Annotated in this window: 23 protein-coding genes and 1 pseudogene; 7 read left to right on the top strand and 17 right to left on the bottom strand. The window is 49.4% G+C overall.

The annotated features are described in order from the left end of the window. Positions 1-24: 24 nt before the first annotated feature. The 5 genes from HMPREF0721_RS09750 to HMPREF0721_RS11920 all read right to left on the bottom strand — a co-directional run bounded on the left by HMPREF0721_RS09750 (position 25) and on the right by HMPREF0721_RS11920 (position 3417). The gene (locus tag HMPREF0721_RS09750; RefSeq protein WP_040640045.1) at positions 25-942 is read right to left on the bottom strand and encodes an SIR2 family NAD-dependent protein deacylase; all 918 of its coding nucleotides are present in this window, start codon (positions 940-942) and stop codon (positions 25-27) included. Next, positions 893-1666 (bottom strand): protein-ADP-ribose hydrolase, encoded by a 774-nt coding sequence (locus HMPREF0721_RS09745; RefSeq protein ID WP_006599583.1) that lies wholly within the window; start codon positions 1664-1666, stop codon positions 893-895. Before HMPREF0721_RS09745 ends, HMPREF0721_RS09750 begins: the two co-directional genes overlap by 50 nt. Further along, the gene (locus tag HMPREF0721_RS09740; RefSeq protein ID WP_006599582.1) at positions 1608-2276 is read right to left on the bottom strand and encodes a 4Fe-4S binding protein; all 669 of its coding nucleotides are present in this window, start codon (positions 2274-2276) and stop codon (positions 1608-1610) included. The genes HMPREF0721_RS09745 and HMPREF0721_RS09740 overlap by 59 nt, the downstream gene beginning before the upstream one ends. Positions 2277-2356: 80 nt before the next feature. Next, positions 2357-2986: an NAD(P)-dependent oxidoreductase gene (locus HMPREF0721_RS09735; RefSeq protein WP_040640044.1), complete on the bottom strand. Its 630-nt coding sequence runs from the start codon at positions 2984-2986 to the stop codon at positions 2357-2359. Positions 2987-3141: 155 nt separating this feature from the next. Beyond that, the gene (locus HMPREF0721_RS11920; protein ID WP_156788735.1) at positions 3142-3417 is read right to left on the bottom strand and encodes a helix-turn-helix domain-containing protein; all 276 of its coding nucleotides are present in this window, start codon (positions 3415-3417) and stop codon (positions 3142-3144) included. 85 nt (positions 3418-3502) lie between these two features. On the opposite strand from HMPREF0721_RS11920, the pseudogene HMPREF0721_RS09725 reads away from it, so the two are divergent. Both HMPREF0721_RS09725 and HMPREF0721_RS12485 read left to right on the top strand, forming a co-directional pair. Continuing rightward, positions 3503-4098 (top strand): annotated as a pseudogene (locus tag HMPREF0721_RS09725) (recombinase family protein); the annotation flags it as partial. After that, a complete protein-coding gene (locus HMPREF0721_RS12485) occupies positions 4091-4381 on the top strand; it encodes a hypothetical protein (RefSeq protein WP_006599578.1) in 291 nt (96 codons plus the stop codon). The pseudogene HMPREF0721_RS09725 and the gene HMPREF0721_RS12485, both read left to right, overlap by 8 nt. Positions 4382-4467: 86 nt before the next feature. Here HMPREF0721_RS12485 and HMPREF0721_RS09715 read toward each other — a convergent pair whose 3' ends face one another. The 6 genes from HMPREF0721_RS09715 to rlmD all read right to left on the bottom strand — a co-directional run bounded on the left by HMPREF0721_RS09715 (position 4468) and on the right by rlmD (position 11542). Beyond that, positions 4468-4977, bottom strand: coding sequence for a helix-turn-helix domain-containing protein (locus tag HMPREF0721_RS09715; protein ID WP_040640481.1), 510 nt, complete (start codon positions 4975-4977; stop codon positions 4468-4470). A gap of 485 nt (positions 4978-5462) precedes the next feature. Further along, positions 5463-5927, bottom strand: a complete 465-nt coding sequence (locus HMPREF0721_RS12310) for a hypothetical protein (RefSeq protein ID WP_006599576.1) — start codon at positions 5925-5927, stop codon at positions 5463-5465. 3 nt (positions 5928-5930) lie between these two features. Further along, positions 5931-6539, bottom strand: coding sequence for a hypothetical protein (locus tag HMPREF0721_RS12305; protein WP_006599575.1), 609 nt, complete (start codon positions 6537-6539; stop codon positions 5931-5933). Beyond that, entirely contained in the window at positions 6536-8059 is a 1524-nt protein-coding gene (locus tag HMPREF0721_RS09705; protein WP_242821870.1) for a hypothetical protein, read from the bottom strand. The genes HMPREF0721_RS12305 and HMPREF0721_RS09705 overlap by 4 nt, the downstream gene beginning before the upstream one ends. Positions 8060-8281: 222 nt before the next feature. Beyond that, on the bottom strand, positions 8282-9991 hold the full coding sequence (locus HMPREF0721_RS09695; RefSeq protein WP_006599572.1) for a serine/threonine-protein kinase: 1710 nt from the start codon (positions 9989-9991) through the stop codon (positions 8282-8284). Between the two features lie 156 nt (positions 9992-10147). Beyond that, complete coding sequence (gene rlmD, locus HMPREF0721_RS09690) at positions 10148-11542, bottom strand: 23S rRNA (uracil(1939)-C(5))-methyltransferase RlmD (RefSeq protein WP_006599571.1); 1395 nt, start codon at positions 11540-11542, stop codon at positions 10148-10150. A 264-nt stretch (positions 11543-11806) separates the two neighbouring features. Here rlmD and HMPREF0721_RS09685 point away from each other — a divergent pair, with 264 nt between their 5' ends. Beyond that, the gene (locus tag HMPREF0721_RS09685) at positions 11807-12214 is read left to right on the top strand and encodes a BMC domain-containing protein (protein WP_006599570.1); all 408 of its coding nucleotides are present in this window, start codon (positions 11807-11809) and stop codon (positions 12212-12214) included. Positions 12215-12413: 199 nt separating this feature from the next. Here HMPREF0721_RS09685 and HMPREF0721_RS09680 read toward each other — a convergent pair whose 3' ends face one another. From HMPREF0721_RS09680 to HMPREF0721_RS09655, 6 genes are all read right to left on the bottom strand, one after another. Further along, positions 12414-12584, bottom strand: coding sequence for a DUF362 domain-containing protein (locus HMPREF0721_RS09680; RefSeq protein WP_006599568.1), 171 nt, complete (start codon positions 12582-12584; stop codon positions 12414-12416). Between the two features lie 96 nt (positions 12585-12680). Next, positions 12681-13805 carry a PSP1 domain-containing protein gene (locus HMPREF0721_RS09675; RefSeq protein ID WP_006599567.1) on the bottom strand — a complete coding sequence of 375 codons (1125 nt, stop codon included), beginning with the start codon at positions 13803-13805 and terminating at the stop codon, positions 12681-12683. After that, positions 13802-14794 (bottom strand): DNA polymerase III subunit delta', encoded by a 993-nt coding sequence (gene holB, locus HMPREF0721_RS09670; RefSeq protein WP_006599566.1) that lies wholly within the window; start codon positions 14792-14794, stop codon positions 13802-13804. The genes HMPREF0721_RS09675 and holB overlap by 4 nt, the downstream gene beginning before the upstream one ends. Before the next feature lie 58 nt (positions 14795-14852). Continuing rightward, on the bottom strand, positions 14853-16241 hold the full coding sequence (locus tag HMPREF0721_RS09665; protein WP_006599565.1) for an aminotransferase class I/II-fold pyridoxal phosphate-dependent enzyme: 1389 nt from the start codon (positions 16239-16241) through the stop codon (positions 14853-14855). Next, positions 16238-16933 (bottom strand): dTMP kinase, encoded by a 696-nt coding sequence (locus tag HMPREF0721_RS09660; RefSeq protein WP_006599564.1) that lies wholly within the window; start codon positions 16931-16933, stop codon positions 16238-16240. The genes HMPREF0721_RS09665 and HMPREF0721_RS09660 overlap by 4 nt, the downstream gene beginning before the upstream one ends. A gap of 105 nt (positions 16934-17038) precedes the next feature. After that, positions 17039-17641, bottom strand: a complete 603-nt coding sequence (locus tag HMPREF0721_RS09655) for an HD-GYP domain-containing protein (RefSeq protein ID WP_006599563.1) — start codon at positions 17639-17641, stop codon at positions 17039-17041. A 318-nt stretch (positions 17642-17959) separates the two neighbouring features. Between HMPREF0721_RS09655 and ybaK the strand changes: the two genes are divergently transcribed. From ybaK to HMPREF0721_RS09635, 4 genes are all read left to right on the top strand, one after another. Beyond that, positions 17960-18412: a Cys-tRNA(Pro) deacylase gene (gene ybaK, locus HMPREF0721_RS09645; protein WP_006599560.1), complete on the top strand. Its 453-nt coding sequence runs from the start codon at positions 17960-17962 to the stop codon at positions 18410-18412. Between the two features lie 42 nt (positions 18413-18454). Continuing rightward, complete coding sequence (locus HMPREF0721_RS09640) at positions 18455-18754, top strand: GNAT family N-acetyltransferase (RefSeq protein WP_006599559.1); 300 nt, start codon at positions 18455-18457, stop codon at positions 18752-18754. Continuing rightward, the gene (locus tag HMPREF0721_RS11915) at positions 18747-18911 is read left to right on the top strand and encodes a hypothetical protein (RefSeq protein ID WP_006599558.1); all 165 of its coding nucleotides are present in this window, start codon (positions 18747-18749) and stop codon (positions 18909-18911) included. The genes HMPREF0721_RS09640 and HMPREF0721_RS11915 overlap by 8 nt, the downstream gene beginning before the upstream one ends. 116 nt (positions 18912-19027) lie before the next feature. Continuing rightward, positions 19028-19666, top strand: a complete 639-nt coding sequence (locus HMPREF0721_RS09635; protein WP_207635246.1) for a lysozyme family protein — start codon at positions 19028-19030, stop codon at positions 19664-19666. Positions 19667-19694: the final 28 nt, after the last annotated feature.

Here is a 19694-nt window from a genome sequence, read left to right as displayed (position 1 = left end):
CTATAGGGCAGCTTGCTCTTTAATTCATAATTTTTTTATAACGTCTAAAATATCTCCATCAATAGAAATTGACCTGTCAGCTATTTCGTCTGGCACATAAGCCTCATTCAAATTCAGGCATACATAATATGCCTTAAGATTCTGTGCTGTATACTGCCAAAACGGATACTTGATAATAACCGGCGTATTCATTCCCACTCCAAGTTCAAGGTAGACAATATTTGAGTTTTTATGCCGTCTGATAAACTCTGAATAACAATCTGCTGCCCTGTGCCAGCCTTCATCCTCAACAAATGAATCGTCACACCGCAGATTCACTGTCATTTCCTCTTTGCAAACAGGACAACGAGGGACAAGTTTCTCTGGCACTTCCATTGCAATCTCTGCACCCACCGGAATGGTAAGCGAGTCATCACCTTCTATAACAAATCCCTGCGCTTCAATCATGTCTCGTACAATCTCTTTATTATCATAAGTCTCATTATGACATGGCTTGCTGCACTGGAACAAACCATAATCACCCTGTGTATAAAAAAGTCGTTTCTTGTTAAAACCTGCCTGCTGGAACTGGTGGTCAACGTTTGTTGTCAGCACAAAGTAATCCATATCCTTCACCCGATCCAGCAATTCTGAATAAACCGGTTTCGGCGCTTTCACGTATCTATTCAGCCATATATGACGGCTCCACCATGCCCATTGAATTTCAGCAGAAGGAAACGGATAGAAGCCTCCGGAATACATATCACGGATGCCATATTTATCTATGAAGTCCTGAAAATATTTGTGAAACCGCTCTCCGAAATAGTTAAATCCGGCAGCCGTGGACAAGCCTGAGCCTGCACCGATAACGACAGCATCAGCGGCATCCAACACTGCTTTGAATTTTTTTATTTTATCCGAGCAGTTCCCGGTAGATTTCGAGATCGTATTCTTTGAAAACATTGAAGATCACCTTCTTTACTGATGTAGATTTTTTCAGAAATTCTCTTACCGTCTGCACGGCAATTTCCGCTGCTCTATAATTTGGAAACATGAATACTCCTGTTGAAATACAGCAGAATGCAATACTCGACAAATCATTTTCTGCCGCTGTTTTAAGGCAGGAGTTGTAGCATGACGCCAGCTGCGCTTCATGCGTTTTCGTCAAACGTCCGGATACAATCGGCCCGACAGTATGGATCACGTATTTTGCCGGAAGGTTATAACCCGGTGTGATTTTTGCCTGACCGGTCGGTTCTTCAAATCCCTGTGCAACCATGATATCTGAGCATTCTTTTCGCAGCTGAATCCCGGAAAAAGTGTGGATGCAATTATCAATGCAGTTATGATTCGGCCTGTAACAGCCAGTCATTCCGCTATTCGCGGCATTTACGATGGCTTCCACATTCAGTCTGGTAATGTCGCCCTTCCAGAGACAGATTCCCGGCTCAACTTCTTTAAGGGTATTCACATCCACAACACCCTTGGCTTTCTGTTCTTTCTGGAGATACTCATCCTGAACACGGACAAATTCATCATCTGCATCAGCAGGCATTCTTACATTCATGAGTCCTCTTAAAAGCTGCCGCTGACCAGCTTCTTCTTGTGAAACCTCACATCCCTTATATTCAATATTCTCCGACAGGAGCCGCCTTATCAGATACGTCCTTCTTTCTTCCTGCGTCATACCATCGCCTTCTTTCAATCACGCCAACCGGGCACGCTTCCGCACATCGCCCGCAATGGAGACATCGGTTCTGATCGATGACGGCAGGAATACTGCTGCTATCAATACAACTCTGCGGACAAACAACCGAGCAGTTTCTGCATCCTATGCAGCCTTCCCCTACAAAAAAGCCGGATATCAGTTCCGGTTTTATACCAATATTAATCGCTCCTCTCGTCACATGAGACGGATCACTTATATCAAAGAATTCGCCCTGCGCATCATACAGACGGAAAACTTCAAGTGCGTTTCTGGTATCACCGGGATAGATTTTCTGCATATATTCATTCTTCTCGAAAATAACATCCAGCTTCTCACTGCCGATGTTCTCAACACAACCGCGAAGAGAAATCGCTTTCTTATCCCTGACTGCAGACAATGATATATATTGCTGCTCCTGCAGCTGTCTATAAAACTCTTTTCCTTTTGCCGGCAGAAAATACACACCGTTGTCATCCCACAGCATCATATCGATTGCTCTGGTAACCGGATGACCGTCCTTATCGATTGTAGCGACGATGGCAGAGTGGATTTCCTCCACAAGAATTCTCAAATATTCCCGTGTATCCATTTAACTTCTCCTGCAATTCTGCCCTGCAGATAAAAATTACTCCACAGGGCAGAAATTACTGGTAACTGAGTCATCGGCAATTACTTTCTAACCACACTAATTCTCTGCTGAATGTGGTTGCCGCTTTCAATCTCATCAACCATAGCAATGGCATAATCCGCATAGCTGATGATGCTCTCGCCTCTATCGTTGAGAACCAGCTCTTCACCGCCGAGGATATATGCCCCGTCCCTTGAGCCGTCAGCCTGAAAATCGCCCGCCGGGCTGATATACGTCCACTTCACATCCTTGCGCTCACGAAGCTCGCCGAGTGCCTTGGCCATTGCCGCAGCGAGAGGCTTGAAGGCATCGGGGAAATCCGTGCCGTCAGAGACACATGTAGTATGTTCCGGATTAACATAGAGGGAACCTGCACCGCCGACAACCAGAAGGCGAGTATCTGTCCCGGACAGAATATCACACAGATGATTGAGCGATGTGCTGTGCTGAGGAAGCGTGTCCTCCGTCCATGCTCCGAATGCATCCACGACTGCATCAAAGCCCTTCAGATCCTCTACTGTCAGATCAAACAAATCCTTCTGAACGTAGGTCTGTGCTTTGGTATTGTTCTCCTTGCGTCCGAAAGCCGTAACCTCAAATCCTCTGTTTACTGCTTCCTCGATAACCTTGTTTGCTACTCGTCCATTTGCTGCTACTACTGCAATTCTCATGTTGATTGCCTCCCTAAAAGCTTTTATGTTATAACTCTCTTGATTACAGGCAAAGAATATCACGATCTCGTTGTAATGTCAATAGATACATCAAAAAATTTGAGGCCTTCGAATTTTATCCGAAAGCCTCGGAAATTATGATCATATTTTCTATATTAACCTAATTCTTTTTGACCTGCGTACTTTTCAGTATCCCCTATTACATCCGCCACGGTTATCGCTGCCATTTTCTTTTCCATTGCACTCTGCACGCGCTCAAGTTTATCATCCAGAATCAGGTAAATATGCCCGCCAACCGGACAATCGGTATTTGGATTTTCAAGGAAACCTTCGATAAAGCTGAGTCGGAAAAGCAGCGTCGGGCAGAAGCACTCGGAAGGCTTAACAGAAAGAAAGATAAACCTGCTCAGACAGCACCTGTACATTTCCATTTTGAAAAGCCTGAAAAGAGCTATGACGATCCCGCACTTCAGGCCGAGTACCTTTACAGCCTGATTGAAAGGTCGGTGATATAAGATGGCAAACGTAACCTTTATCCCGGCTAGACCTAAGGTCGGAAACAGCGTCAGCAAGGACAATGCGCCTAAACTCCGTGTTGCTGCCTACTGCAGAGTCAGTACCGATTCCGATAAGCAGGAAACCAGCTACGATGTGCAGGTCAGTCACTACACAGAATACATTCAGCAAAATCCACAGTGGGAGCTGGCGGACATTTTCTCGGATGACGGCATCTCCGGCACCAACACCAAAAAGCGAGACGAATTCAACCGCATGATCGACGAGTGCATGGCTGAGAACATCAACATGATCATCACCAAATCGATTTCCCGTTTTGCCTGCAACACCCTCGACTGTCTGCAGTACATCCGACAACTCAAGGACAAGAACATCTCGGTCTATTTTGAAAAAGAGTCCATCAACACAATGGATGCCAAAAGCGAGGTGCTGATCACGATCATGGCCAGCCTTGCCCAGCAGAAAGAGCCAATCCTCAGCCAGAACGTGAAAATTGGACTTTATATCGATACCAGCAGGGAAAGGTCGTAAAACGAATCTATCGCGAGTACCTGGAGGGCTCCAGCATGGACAAGATTGCTACGAGGCTTGAAGCAGGACTACAATGCCATCGCAGACGAGACCTTCCGGCTCCGCAAGCAAAAGGAAAGAGCCACCATCAACAGCCACAGCCGGGAAGAAGCCATAAACCGAATCAAGGAGCTGCAGGACTTCATCGCCGGGCAGAAAACGGGCATCCGCAAATTTGATAAGGCAGACGTCCGGAAACTCATCCAGAAGATTACCGTCTATGCAGAGACATTTACCGTCGAATTCAAATCCGGCGTCAACATTGACATTACAAAATATAAGAGCGACTCCAAATTTTTGATTTTTTGACAAGTTGAAACTTAGACAGAGACAGAGCAAGCTGCCCTTGGGATTTACCTATAGGGCAGCTTGCTCTTTTTTGTCAGCAACTATTTTTATACTTTTCTTCTTGTCAGAACACTTCCAATAATGCCGGCGATGAAAATAATCGGTGCCATTCTTACAAAGACAAACTCAAACGCATGAAATAACGTACCGGCAACCGCAATTTCCGGATCGCTATAATCCCACCCAAGATAAGGGCTGCCAGCTATGCCAATGACCGCAAAGATAAGAACCGTGATGGCACACAAGATGATAAATAATCCATGCAGCAATCGTCTGCTTCGTTCTTTTCGCTGCGCCAGCTGAAGATTAATGACTTCAAGTTTTTCAGAAATCGCCTTTAGTTCGCTTGCCTCCGACTCATTAATACTTTCTCCAAGCAGCGTGCTTACCGGCGTTTCAAGCACTTCCGATATGGAAATCAGCATCTCAGAATCGGGAACTGATAATCCCCTTTCCCATTTGGATACGGTCTGTCGTACTACGTTCAGCTTAACTGCAAGTTCGTCCTGCGAAAGTCCTTTTGATTTTCTGATCGTTTTAATGTTTTCACTAAGCATGATCAAAACCCCCTTTCGCAAATACCTTACCTCATTCTGCTCCGTTGCCTCAAGCAACGCGAATTAACATCCCGTGACCTTCTGCTTTATTTTGCGCCTTTCCAGCTCTAACATCTATCCCGAACACTCAATAAGCCCCTGACATCTATCTTGCGCACCCGCCCCCGGCATCTAACTTGGCAACCCAACCCTCTCACATTTTCGTCATCCGTTCTCAAAAATATCCATCCCCTCAACTGTCTTTTAACGGCCAAAACTCGGAATTCCTGTCCGACTCTATGCTTTGCATCAGCTTTTTAACAAAGAATTCCGCCCATTTATCCGAAGACCTCTCTTCATCATTGATCGAAACGTAATCTACTGCTTACCGGCTATTGCTCTATCTTTCATCTGCAAAACAATTCCACTTCCATTTTGTTAAGATCAAATTCTTCAGACATCATGCCAATTAATTTTATCTGGCGGCATTTATACGCTCACCATCTCTAACCAGTCTTTATAGTCTCCGCCATTTCAATAATATCAAAAAAATCCTTTTTTGACAGTTTCATTGCTGTCAGAAACTTCTCATCATTTTTGAAATACTTCCATAACGGCTTTTTATCCGTATCCTTTATTTCGATTTCACATAAAAGATTGGCCAGATAAATAATCAATGCGCGCTCTTTTTCACTAAGTTCATACTTGTTCTTGGCTATCTTATACTTTTTAAAATCTTCTTCGTTATATTTCGGCCTCAGTCCCATAATCGGGTTGACAAGCAACTGCGTGGATGCATTCATAAGATTGACATACGCACCCAACTCATATTGCTGTGCTTCCGTCATCTTTTCATAGTCCAGCCCGAATGTACTGATTTTCTCAATCACTTCATTAAGTTTTAACGTCGCATCGTCAATTCTTCTGATCCGTTCGTTTAACTCCCTAATAGCCAAATCGTGTGATTTCACATCTCACTTGCCGATCTGCGTAAAAATATCCTCAAGGCGATCCTTGTCGCGCTTGTTTTTCCAAAAAAGGAAACCGGATCCGATAAACGCTACTCCTGCGATTGCCCATCCTACAGGACCGGCAAGCGCCAGCAAAGCATTCCCGGCAGCCATGCCGCCGCCAGCGGCAAGCGCGCCGCCTCCAATCCATGCAAGTGCAGCGTTAGTAGCTGCAGCTCCGCTTAAAATCGATATTGCCGTCCCTGTAGACGCAACGCCGAATGTGGTCGCAACTCCCATCGCCGCTGTCGGGCCAAGTGCTGCGACAGCGGCTCCTGCTCCAACACCTGCAGCGCCGGCACCTGCATGTTTCACCTTGGCATCCCGATAATCAGATTCAATCTTCTCGATCTTCTGTTTCCAATTCAATCTGATTTTCTTCAGCTCTTCGTATTCCAGATGCTTACCACTCGGAATCTTCCTGATGGCGTCAAATTTCTTCTGAATGGCGGTCAGTTCCTCATAAAGCTTATTCGTGTGCTCGCCAAGGTCTGCAATCTTCTCATTCGTTTTGCTGATTGATGCCTCTGCCTCTTCCCGTGCGAGTTCAAACTTTGACTTTTGCTTGCTCATTGTTTTCTACCTCCAAAATACATATCTATGTCTGATTTAATTCTCAGTATTTTTTCTTCAGGAACACCTCTAAGTTCAGCAAGCTTCCCGGATTTCCCGAATGCCTTGACATACATATCGCTATTCTTAAAATCATCCACAAAATTAACAAGATCCTGATCTGCATATTTTTCAGATAATAGCAATAGCGCATCCAAATAACTTTCAACGATATATTTTTCTCTCTCCGCGAATGCCGCATTGCTTTCAGCCCTGCGTATCCCAACCACCCGCTTGGCCTCACCATACAGCGAGATTGCAAAGCGTCCTATACCTGCAATATTAAACCGAAGAGCAAATTCCGTGACATTAAAAGTCCCACCGCCCATGGCCAATTCGCGTATTGTTGCATCTCCGATATCCATCATACAAAAGACACCATGCGCGACCATCAACATTCTTTTTACGGAGAGATTCGAAAACGGTTCATATTTTTGCCACAGTATAGTTTCTGAGCGTTCGCTTCGCTCTGTTATCTTGAAATACTGTATCATCCGTCTTACTGCATATATCAACCGGACCAAAACTTCGTTAATCAATACAGGAATAGCTTGTGCTGCTTGGAATCTAATATCATAACCTTGCTTGTATATGCTTAATGCAAGTTCATTCAGGTTCCTATCAAATTCAGATGGTTCTATTTTCAAAGTACGTTTGATCGTAATAATGTCATTTGTCCATGCCCAAAACGGAGACGGAATCCCCATGCCTCGGCCTTTGCTGCCTGAAGAGCCAGACACGTCAGAAATCAAATGTCCGAACCAATTTACAAAACCACAGAACAATTTGCCAGGAGTGCTGTCTCCCTTTAGTTCAAAACTTCCGTCAGCATTCTGGAGTGCTATCAGTTCTCCGCCGGAAATAAAATGTGCTTGATTCGGGGTTGCAAACTGATCAAGTATTGAGAAAAACAACCCCAGTAAAGTTGAATTATGTCCCAAAGACTTAAAATGATGATTGACCGAATTTAAGTCGAAGACGATGCTCCCCACATCTCCTGCCCCTCGCTGGTCATATGGAATTTTAAATTTCTTTTCGAGAAAGTTTATTGCGGAAGACAACGCACCATTGTCTTTTCCGTCCCAGCCACAGAATTTTGCAAAATCTATTGTACGATTAGCGAACCATTTGTCAGTAATACCTCCAAATGGGGATTCCCCAGGTTCGCCCACCAAAAATATATTGATTATTCCGCATAACGCTCCAGAGCTTGCCGCAAGAGCATAGTCACGTTTATCACAATCCGACTTCATTTTCTGAACAGAAGCAATTGTCTCCTGCAAATCAGCCAGCTCCCCCTTTGCCTTTATTATGGCAGATTCAATCGAAGAGGTAAAACTGAATCGGTCTTCTGTGATATCCAGACCAAGTATTGCATTGCACTCATTCTCTGTAGAATTCATTATATTCCCTTCATTAGCAAATGATGCGCGTCCAAGCAAATCGTTTTGTTTTTTGATTGCAAAGTTAGAACCATCCATAATAAATCATCAACTTTCTTTCCAACATTTTTAAAGTTCAACGACTTAAGAGACATAAAACCAACATTCTTCCAAAATCGTAATATGTCGATTCCTTCTGAAACGAACATTCTCTTTAGATCAATATGCGCACTCTTGACATCAGACAAGTCTACCTTCTTGCCCTCCATACAACCGTCTCGGCGTGACTCATCCATAAAAATATATCAAAATGCCAAAAATTTAGTAGTCCTTTCGAAATCCTAAAATTTTAGCCAAAACATTTTTGACATCAAATAGCCCCCACGGCTTTAGTTCAATAATCCCTTCGTATTCTTTTTCTATTCTAATTAAATCAAGTACATCGCCTTCAAATATATAATATGGTTTTGATAGTTCCAATGCATAGTTTTTAAAAACATTATATGATTTTTCATCTGCAAATCTAACCACAAATACTTTATCTTTCCTAGTAACAATCGGATTATACTCCTCATTGAATTTTCTCAATATTGTCTCTACTTCATCTTTTTGATAATCTTCACTATATAGCTCCATATAAGTATTTTTACTGTCATAACAGGATATGCTCTCCTCCCAGTTTGCTGAAATTCCATTCTCCAAATGTATATCATCATTATCATCTTTAATATTCATAATTTTCTTAACAATATACAATATTGGAGCATCATCTAAATCTGCAACTTCTTTTTGAATCTTATCAAGATCTCTAATGATTTCATTACAATGATAATTACAACAGGAACTAAATAATTTTAGTATTTCTCCATTATGAATAGAATTTTGATATAAAAAAGATGAAAGTTTTTCATAGAGTTCTTTATCTTCAGCATTATCATTTAAATTTAATGGTTCATACGTATCACCTTTCCCATACACATTGCTCTCGTGCAAAAATTTTCTTTTGCATTGCTCCTTTAATAAATATTCCATATACGTACTTCTCAGCCTTGTATCAAGTTTATAATGTATATTACAATGGTAATTGTGATTATATTTTTCTAAATCTTGTGCAATTTTATTCTTAAAAAAATGTTTTGCTGTCAATATATCATTCATAGCTTGTTCTATAATTTTGTCTTTTATCTCATTATTACAAATATTAGCTATCCCTAATTCTTTAAAATCATATTCTAAATTCTCTTCAATTGACTTTTTTTCTTCTTTCAATCCATTGAATTGAAGTTTTATTTCAAGTGATATCTCCTTAATTGTTGGTCGTTCATTAGGATTTTGTTTCATGCAATTTTCTACTAACTTGTCAATATCCATTAACCATGGATATATATCAGATATTAAAGTAAAATTAGATCCTCCGGGTTTTTTTCCAGTGAAAATTTCATTTATAATCATTCCTAAAGAAAATATATCAACAGCACTAGTAATTTCTTTTGATAAGCCTTTTATCTTTTGTTCTGGAGCTGCATATCCTCTATTTGCCAACAAATCATTTTTATTCGTTAAAGACGAATTTTCAAAATGAGCAATACCCAAGTCTGCTAAAACCAATCTACCTTTCTTTGCTAAAATATTTTCAGGCTTTAAATCTCTATGAATCACATCTTTACAGTGAAGAAACTCAAGAGCACTACAAATCTGAAATATGTAGTCAAATCCATCTTCAATACTAATTCCATTTTTTACTAAATCTGCTAAATTATTTTCATAAAGCGGCATTACGTAGCAGAGTGCATTGTCAATTTCCCCATGATCATATATTGGAATCAGATTATCATGTTTGTTATTTTCGCAAAACTCTATTTCTTTTTTAAAGCGTTCTTTTTTCTTACCCTCATTTAAAATTTTTATGGCAAATTTTTCATTACCACTTTCTGCAGACCAGACTCTTGAATTTCCCCCATCCCTTATGCGTTCAATAAATTTATATAACTTACCACCTATTTCAAAATTTTTCCCTTTGAATTTAGTCATTCCTTATTTCTCCCCTCCTAAATAATTCTTTGTATCTCCACACACCGTATTAATACAAATATAAGCATCAATATAATTTTTAGGAGTTTTTCTTTTCTCCTTCATCATCTTCATTTAATACAAAATGCTTGTAAAACTGCTTAAAATGCAGGATTTTCACGATTTCACTCTTTGTATCAACGCTATGCACTCCACATGCACCGTCTGGGGAAACATATCCACGCACTGCACCGTCTCGACGCGGTAGCCCGCAGCGACAAAAGCCGGCAAATCCCGGGCAAGGGAGCTGGCCTTGCAGGAGACATAAACAAAGCAGGCCGGCGCAAAAGCCAAAATATCCGGCAGGGCCCTGGGATGAATGCCCTCCCGCGGGGGATCGAGCACGATCACCTCCGGCGCCTCGGCGAGCTTCCCCACTTCCGCCTTCACATCGCCGGCGATAAAGGTACAGTTGGTCAGACCGTTGGCCGCCGCGTTGGCCCTGGCCGCATTCACCGCCTCCGGAACAAGCTCGATGCCCGTCACATGCTCCGCAATCGGGGCGAGCACCTGAGCGATGGTCCCCACCCCGCAGTACAAATCAAAAACGGCCGGCTTTTTGCCGCTGCCCCGGCGCTCGGTGCCGGCGGTCACCGCCCGGCGCACCGCGGTGTAAAGCGTCTCGGCGCCGCGGGTATTGGTCTGCAAAAAAGAAAAGGGCGACACGGCAAAATCAATGCCCAAAATCGTGTCATGGATGATGCCCTCGCCCAAAAGCATCCGGCTCGTGTCGGCCCGGGCCACGTCCGCCACCCCGTCATAAACCGAGTGGATCACCGTGGCGAGCTTGCCGGCGAGGGGCAAATGCTCAAGCGCCTGCACAAAGGCCGCATCGTCCAATGTGCCCTGGCTGGTCGTCACCAGATTAACCATGATTTCGCCGGTGGCCGCCCCCCGGCGCACCACCAGATAGCGCAGAAACCCGGTGTGCGCCCGTTTGTGAAAAGCCTGAGCCCCCCGGGATCTGAAATAGTCCAGCACCGCGGTGACAATCGCGCCAAAATCCGGATGCGCCAGTGCGCAGTCCTGAGCCGAAACGATGTTGTAAAAATGGCCCTTTTCGTGCAGGCCGAGCATCAGCGGCCCGCCGGGGCAATCGTCCCCAAAGGAAAACTCCATCTTGTTGCGATAGCCGTAGATTTCCGGGCTGGGCAGCGCCGGCAGGTGTTCAAACCCCGTGATGCCGGCCTCCGCCAGCAGCGTCATCACCCAACCGTCCTTCATCGCCAGCTGTGGCGGATAAGCCGTCGATTGATAGGTGCAGCCGCCGCAGCGGCCGAACATCGGGCAAACCGGCGTCACGGCGTCCGGCGCCGGCGCCAGCACCTCAAGCAGCTTGCCTTCGGCCTTGCCCTTGCGCTTCTTCGAAATGCGCACCTTAAGGATCTGCCCGGGAACCGCGCCCTTCACCGCGCAGGGGATGGCGGTGCCGCCGTCTTGAATCGGGCCGATGCCCTTGCCCGGATAGCGGGTGCGTTCGATTTTAACGGTGGTAATGTCCCCCTTTTTCATTCACTTGTTTCCTTCCTGATGATAGCGTCGCGCTATGATTTTGCTTTGATTTTAGCATAGTTTGCCGCCCATGCCCAATTCTATGCCGCGGCCCGTTTATTTTTTAGATTGGCCCGATTTCCGCCACATCCATTTTTTTCTTTGCTTCCCTGCGTTCTCGCCATTTTTTTTGGTTGTTCCGCTAATTATTGCCTTTATTTCAGTCGCCGCTCGTGCTATATTAAAAATGTATTCTAATGATGACGAATGAATCGAGGAAGTAACATGGCAGATTTACCGATGGAGCAAATTCTAAATGAAAGAGATGCTCTCAAATCCAACGAGGGCAAAATGCGGATCATTCAGGAAACTGTTCCTGGCAAACAGGTGACCCTCGCCCACATCATCGCGGGCCCGGAAGCCATCGTTTATCAGAAATTGGGGCTGAATCCCGCCATCGACTACTCCCAGGCCGCCATTGGCATCTTAAGCATGACCCCACCGGAGATCGCCGTAATTGCCGGCGACATGGCCTGCAAAACCGCACATATCGATATCGGCTTTATCGACCGTTTCAGCGGCACACTGATTTTCACCGGCCGTATTTCTGATGTTTCTTCTGCGGTTAAAGCAATTTTAAATTACCTAAAGCGAACCCTTGGGTTCACCATTTGTGATATTACCAAAACCTGATCTCCATTGGCGCTTGCCAATTGTCGATACTTTCTCACCTTCCACCGGTTGCTGGCACGACCGGTGGTTTTTTGTTGGCTTCTTTTTCGCCTGCCGCCGTTTCAAAGCGCAGGGCATTAAAAAGCAATAAAAAACCACCGGTGCCGCTCGTGCAAAGCGGCATTCGGTGGTTTTTATCATCAAATTTGTAGGTCCGAACTTATTCGGCCGGTGCAATCGCGCCCATCGGGCACTGATCTGCGCAGGAACCGCAGTCGATGCAGGCATCCGCGTCGATCACGTACGGAGAACCTTCAGAAATTGCTTCGGTCGGGCACTGATCCGCACAAGCACCGCAAGAGATACATTCGTCAGAAATTGTATAGGCCATAATCATACTCCTTTCAGCTCTTTAATATATTAATCATTATACCCAAAGGCCGAATTAAATCAAGATGAAACGAGCACTTTTTTCAAATGATTTCGTTTAATCCCTTGGTTTTTTGCCGGTTTCAGCGTTTTTTTCCGTTAGCTTCGGCGAACGTTTCGCGCCTCTAACTGTCTGTCGCTGATGCGGACTGCCATTCTCATAGCGCGCCTCTTTTCGACCGGATGGATGATGCCGATGCCGGAGCCTGCGGTGTTCGTCTTTGCCTTCATAGCGATCGTCGTCTCGATAATCCCGATGATTTTTCCCCTTCCCGCGATGGGCATTTTTGACATCGCCGTCGCCATTGTCGTCATGGTCCTCCTGGCGTTTTTGCTGCTGCCGTCGGTTATTCGCCTGGACGTGCTTGTTCCCGGATTTCACCACTTCATCCATGCCGAAGGTTTTGATTTCCAGTTCGTCGCTGTCCGTCTGCATTTTTACGAGCACTTTTTCTTCCAGCACGTTCAGGCGGTACACCTGGCCTTCGCCCTCCGGCGTGGTGACCCAGTTGCCGATCTTTGGCATGCGCTTGGTCACATCGTGATAAAATTCGTCCTCATAGGTCAGGCAGCAGAGCAAGCGGCCGCACACGCCGGAAATCTTAGACGAATTGAGCGACAACCCCTGCTCCTTCGCCATTTTAATGGATACCGGACGGAAATTGTCCAGCCACTTCGAGCAGCAGGTTTCCCGGCCGCAGATGCCCAGAGTGTGGAACATCTTGACCTCATCCCGAACGCCGATCTGCCGCAGTTCAATGCGCAGATGAAAGATCGAAGCCAATTCCCGAACCAACTTTCTGAAATCGAGCCGTCCGTCCGCCGTGAAATAAAAGATGGCCTTCTTGCGGTCAAAGGTGAAGGATACGTTGATGAGCTTCATATCCAGCTCATTGGCCCTGGCCCGCTCGTCAAACACTCTGCGGGCTTCCTTTTCTTTTTCTTTCAGGACCTGATAATCCTGCCGATCCTCCTCCGTCGCCACCCGCAGCACCGGCTTAGCCGGCGTCTGCAGACTGGCCTCGTCGATGGTTTTTGGCGCCAGCGCCGCCTCTCCGTATTCGATCCCCTGGGCGGTTTGAACGACCAGCGGATCGCCGCGATGGATCTCGAGGCCAGTAGTGTCAAAATAATACACCTTCCCGCCCGGCTTGAATCGCACGCCGACGATTTTTATCTTCATGATTGATTCTCCTGTAATTCTAATATTTTTAATAACGCGGCTTCCCACTGGATGCGCGGGTTGGCGTTGGTCGTCAGCCGACGGCCGAGTTCAAACAAAATCTCCCGAATCCCGTCGATTTGCGTCGGGCCCGCCAAGGCCATCAATTGTCCGGCGTCTGCCGAAAGCGCCGATGTCCCGCGGCCCGTCAAGACCGCCGCCTGCGCTTCGCTCAGCCCGCGGATCAACGCGGCGATTACCGCCTGAGCGCCGACATCCTTGCCGATTTTTTCCGCAAAGGGAAACAGCGTCTGTAGCTGCCCTTTCAGTATATCACAAATCACCTCAAACGCCGCATGGTTTAAAACTTCGGCCGCTTCGCCCTGCCACCGGGCCAATGCCCGCCCGGGGCATCCCTGGGCACCCTGCACCAGCGCGTCCATCTGCGCCGCTTCACAGCCGGCGGCTTCAAGCACGGCGCGCATCTGCCCGTCGCTTAGCGGATCGAGTGCCAATCGCTGGCACCGTGAACGAATGGTGGGTAAAATCTTTTCGCCGTTTTCCGCCAGAATGATAAACACGTTGCCCGGTTCCGGCTCTTCCAGCGATTTGAGCAGGGCATTTTGCGCCTCGGGCGTCATCGTTTCGCCTTGGGCGATCAGGCAGACGCGATTGCCCCCGTCAAAGGTGCGGGCGGCAATGGCCGTCAATAATTGCCGGACCTGGGCGATCTTGATATTTTTCGCCCCTTCCTGCGGAGCCACCTTCAAAAAATCCGGATGGGTTTCCGCGGTCACGTGCCGGCAGGAAGCGCATTCGCCGCAGGGCCGCTGCGCCGGCGGCGCCGTGCACAAAATCGCCTTGGCAAAAGCCCGGGCCAGCGTGGTCTTGCCGATGCCCTGCGGCCCCGTCAGCAAATACGCGTGACTGATTTGATCCTGCTGAACGGCCCGCGTCAGCAAATTTTTAATGCGTTCCTGACCGATGATCCCTTCAAACATGACGTCCATGCGCGGCTCCTTTCCGATTCATTCCCGTTTAATGCTGATTTTATGCTTCCCTCGTGCGTTATTGCGCTTCGGCGTCGACAACCGTCACGCCGTCCCGGGCATCGACGCCCATCACGGTGATGCCTGCCGCCAATTGCGCCTGCACATAGGCGATGAGCGGCGCTGTCAGGCGGTCTCCCGGCAGCACGACGGGCACGCCCGGCGGATAGGGAACGAGCATTTCCCCGCTGATCATCCCCCCGGCCCGGGCCAACGGCACACGGCGCTTGGCCGCGCCAAAGGCCCGCCACAGCGGCCAGGCCTGATTAAAGCGCCCCGCCGGCAGTACCGGTTTTGCATCACTTTTTTCCGCCGGCTGGCCGACGCGGCGGTTGCTTTCTGCCACCGCCCGGATGAGTTGCCCGAGATCCTCGGCGGTGGTGCCGATCCCGGTCAAGGCCAACAGCCAACGGGGGGTCTCCAGCTCACAGTAAATCCCCTGTTCGCGCAGGCGGCGGCCGACGGCCATGCCGCTGCCGTCCCGAACCCCGTAGAGCCACTTGCTCGCATCGTAGCTTCCGGCCGGCGCATATAAAAACAAATTATCGGTCGCCCGCGAGGCCCGGGCCGCTGCCCGGTGGGCCCGGGCAATGGCGCCGAACACGGCAGCGCCGCGATCGGCCGCCTCAGCGACGGCGCGTTCCACCGAGCGCATCAAACCGTAATTCGGACTCGACGACTGCAGCATCGCAAGCCACACCGAAAGCCGTGCGCCATCGATGCGGTCACTGCAGCGATGCAGCAGCGACCCCTGGGTCAGGGCCCCCAGCATTTTGTGGGTGCTCTGCACCACCACATCGGCTCCGGCCGCCACCGCGTCCGTCGGGTATTCCTTGTCAAACGCCAAATGCGCTCCGTGGGCCTCGTCGACGATCAGCCACTTCCCAGCCCGATGCAGCCGCTCGGCAATCGCCCGGGTGTCCGACACTGTCCCGTAATACGTCGGCGTGGTCAGCACCATGCCCCGGCAATCCGGATGGGCCGAAAGCGCCTGTGCCACCTGTTCCGATGTCACCGCCCTGGGAAAGCCCAGGGTCGCGTCCGGCACCGGGTCAATAAACACGCCGCGGATCCGCCCCAGAGTCAGCGCGGTCAAAACCGATCGGTGAGAATTGCTCGGAACAATCACCGCGTCCCCTTCGCCGGCGCCGGCCAATATCGCCGCAACGAGTCCGCTTGTGGTGCCGCCCACCAAAATATGCGCCGCCTTGGAGCCGTAAACCCGGGCCAGCTCCCGCTGACTTTCGGCGATGGCCCCCGTCGGGTGATGCAGATTATCCGTTCCCGAAAGCTCCGTCACGTCGAGACGCGCCCCGGCAAAGCCCCGGCCCTTATGCCCCGGCATGTGCAGGCGCACCCGGTCCTGATCCGCAAAGCTGCGCAGGGCGCCGTTCAGCGGCGTCTTCACGCCAATATCCCCTGATCCCGCAGCGCCGCCTCGACGGCGCCACCGATGGCATCCACGCTTTGCAAAACACCGTCCTTCAGGCAGTCAATGCGCGTCCAGCCGTAACGGGCAACCAATGCCCGCCCGGCGCGATAGGCCCGTTCAAGATAGGCCGGGTGGCTTTCGTGAATGTCCTTAGCCGCCTTCCCCGTCATTTTATTGGCGCGGCCGGCCATGAGCGTTCCGCTGGCCTCCGGGGGCATGTCCAGATAAATCACCGCGTCCGGCCGGGGCAGCCCCAGCAGGCGAAATTCATAATCCTCCAGCCAGTCGAGAAAGGCCTGCCGCGCCGCCGCATCCGCGATCTTGCCGGCCTGATGCAGCATATTGGCCGTGGTGTAGCGGTCGGCGATCACCAGGCCGCCACCGGCCAAAAACGGCCCGATCTCCTGCCGATAGGAGGCATAGCGGTCGGCCGCGAAAAACGTCGCCGCGACGTAGGGACTGACGGCATCGGGATCCTCTCCGAAATCGCCGGCCAGATAGTGGCGCACCATCGCGGAAGAATCCTCGTCATAGCGGGGATAAGCCACCCGCAGCACCCGCTTTCCCTGCGCCGCCAGCCGGCCGTAAAGCCGCTGGGACTGCGTCTGCTTGCCGGAGCCGTCGACCCCTTCGATCACGATGAGTTTACCCGCTTGTTGTTTTGCCATTAAACCTGCCTCCGTTGATTGAATGGCTTCATTATAGCACAGAATACACAGAATCCCCGCATTAAAAAAGCAGAGCCGCGCTCTGCTTTTAATGAAGCCAATGCCTTATCTTAATTCATCGATGAGTTCAAGCCGGGTGTGTTTAACAAAAACGTCGACGATGTCAGGATCAAAAAAAGTGCCCGAGCGTTTTGCGATCGCGTCCAGACTCTTGACCACGGAATTCCGGGTGAACACCCCGTGGCCGCTGCGCAGACCGGTAAAGGAATTGGCCACCGCGCAGACCCGGGCCAAAAAAGGAATCTCCTTTCCCGCCAGCCCGTCCGGATAGCCGGAACCGTCAAAGCATTCGTGATGATAAAGCGCGATCTGCTCCGCGGCAAAGCAAAAATCCGCCGCCTCAGGCGCCTGCTCGCGCATCCGAGAAAACACATGCTGCCCGTAATCCACATGGGCCATCGCCCGAAGGCGCTGCTCGTCGGAATAAAGCGCCCGGTAATCGTTGAGCTCCACCGGCAGGAGCACTTTGCCGATATCGTGAAAATCAAAGGGGGACAGCCCCTCCCACATCAAGCTTTTCTCCAAATGTTTCATGTCGAGCATGCGCAGAATCACCCGCATATATTGCCCGGTTTCCATATTGTGCCAAATGCTGGTCTTCGGCAGTCGATTCATGATATTGATTAAAGTTTTTGCCGCGTCCTTCATCGACCATCGCCTTTCATTTCTTGATTTCTTCTTGCTTTTTATTTAAAGAAGTTTTAATTTATTTATTATCATATCAAAAGGCGGCGGGCATCACAAGCAAATTTTCGATGGGATTGCCGATTCGTCAAAAGCCCGCGCCCCTGCCCCGCAGCAAAAAATTTAAAATTCGCGCAGCACGCATGAATCCTTCTGAATTTTGAGCGTCTTTGTGTTATAATGCCCTCAAAATTCATCGGCGGCCATCGGCCGCCCCTTCTGCGAGGCAATCATGTTGAAAAAAAATAAAAACAAAAAAACGACGCCCACAAAACCAACGTCATGCGCATCCTGGACCAGGCCCATCTGGATTACGAATCCCAGTTTTACGAGGCGGACGACGGTGCCCTTGACGGGATTTCCGTCGCGAACAAAATCGGCGAAGATCCGAACGAAGTCTTTAAAACCCTGGTGTGCCGCGGCCACTCCGGCGGCTTCAAGGTCTTTGTGATTCCCGTCGCCGCCGAGCTCGACCTGAAAAAAGCGGCCCGCGCCGCAGGCGAAAAATCCGTCGCCATGATTCCTCAAAAAGAGCTTTTGCCCAACACGGGCTATGTCCACGGCGGCTGCTCGCCCATCGGGATGAAAAAGGCCTATCCCACCTTCATTGACAAAGCGGCCGAAGCGCAAACGCGCATTTATGTCTCCGGCGGCCGCATCGGTGCCCAGGTCGGGCTCGACCCCCGGACCCTCGCCGAATTTGTCGGTGCCCCTTTCTGTCCCTTAACGCGCTGAGCCGCGCGCATTCAATGGATTCATCATCCACGAGGATTTTTTATGACCATTCAAAAACATTTCACTGCCGACCGCATCGACTACCGCGATGCCGACACCGGCGCACTTTTAGCCGAAATTGATTTCCCGATTACTGATGCCGGCGTGCAGACCATCGTGCACACCCTCACCGACGACAGCCTGCGCGGCCAGGGTATCGCCGGCGAGCTGGTGCGGGCCGCCATCGATACCATCCACAAAAACGGCAACCGCGTCGCCGCTACCTGCTCCTATGCCCAAACCTGGCTGGAACGCCATCCCGAGGCGCTCGCCGGCGAATCCGAGGGAGGCACCCATGCCTGACCGCGATCACGCCCACAGCGACACTTACTACAACACCCTGGACGCCATCATCAAGGCCATTAACCAAAAGCTCCCCGACGCCGCCATCCACGACAGCGAAACCCTGGAACGTCTTCTCGACGACGTGCTGATGCACTTCAAGTACGAGATGCTTTAAACAGAGCCGACGCTCTGTTTTTTTTCGGTCTTGGCATGCCTTTAAGTTTTCTGCTTTACAATAAAGACTTCACCATCCACGCTGTGAATCAAAAATCTGATAAAGGAGCGTCGTTTTTGCACCGCCAAAAAAGAACAAAAAAAAATCGCCGTCGGGGCAACGGCTGTCTGATCCTCATGCTCATCGCGCTCATCCTCGTAACCGTCGGCGCCGTCGCCGCCCGCACCGGACTGCTCAGCCATATTCTGAACAACGATTGGTTCAACCGCGGCCATCTGACCAGGCAGGTGCGCGACTACCGGGAAACCATCGACCGCTACACCGCCGAATATCAAATCCCCGCCTTCACCCCGGTGATTCAGGCCATGATGATGCAGGAATCCAAGGGACTGGGCCGCGACCCGATGCAGGCCAGCGAATCGCCCCACAATGTGATTTATCAAAAATCCCCCAACAGCATCCAGGATCCGGACTATTCGATTCAAGTGGGGACGAAATATTTTGCCGAGTGTCTCAGGATCGCCGGCTGCAGCCGCCCGGGCCAGACCAACCGCCTGATGTTAGCCATTCAGGGGTACAATTTCGGCAACGGCTATATCCGATGGGCCCTCACCCGGGACGGCGGCTATTCCCAAAGCAACGCCGAAGCCTTCAGCGCGCGGATGAAAGCCCGCCTGAACTGGAACAACTACGGCGATCACCGATACGCCCAAAAGGTGATGCGCTATTACCAGCAGATCCTTAACGAAAATTAACCCCTCACCGCTCCCGCGCGAAGTGGTG

It is taken from the genome of Pseudoramibacter alactolyticus ATCC 23263 (assembly GCF_000185505.1).
Lineage (GTDB): Bacteria > Bacillota > Clostridia > Eubacteriales > Eubacteriaceae > Pseudoramibacter > Pseudoramibacter alactolyticus.
This window is presented reverse-complemented; position numbering and strand designations above follow the sequence as displayed.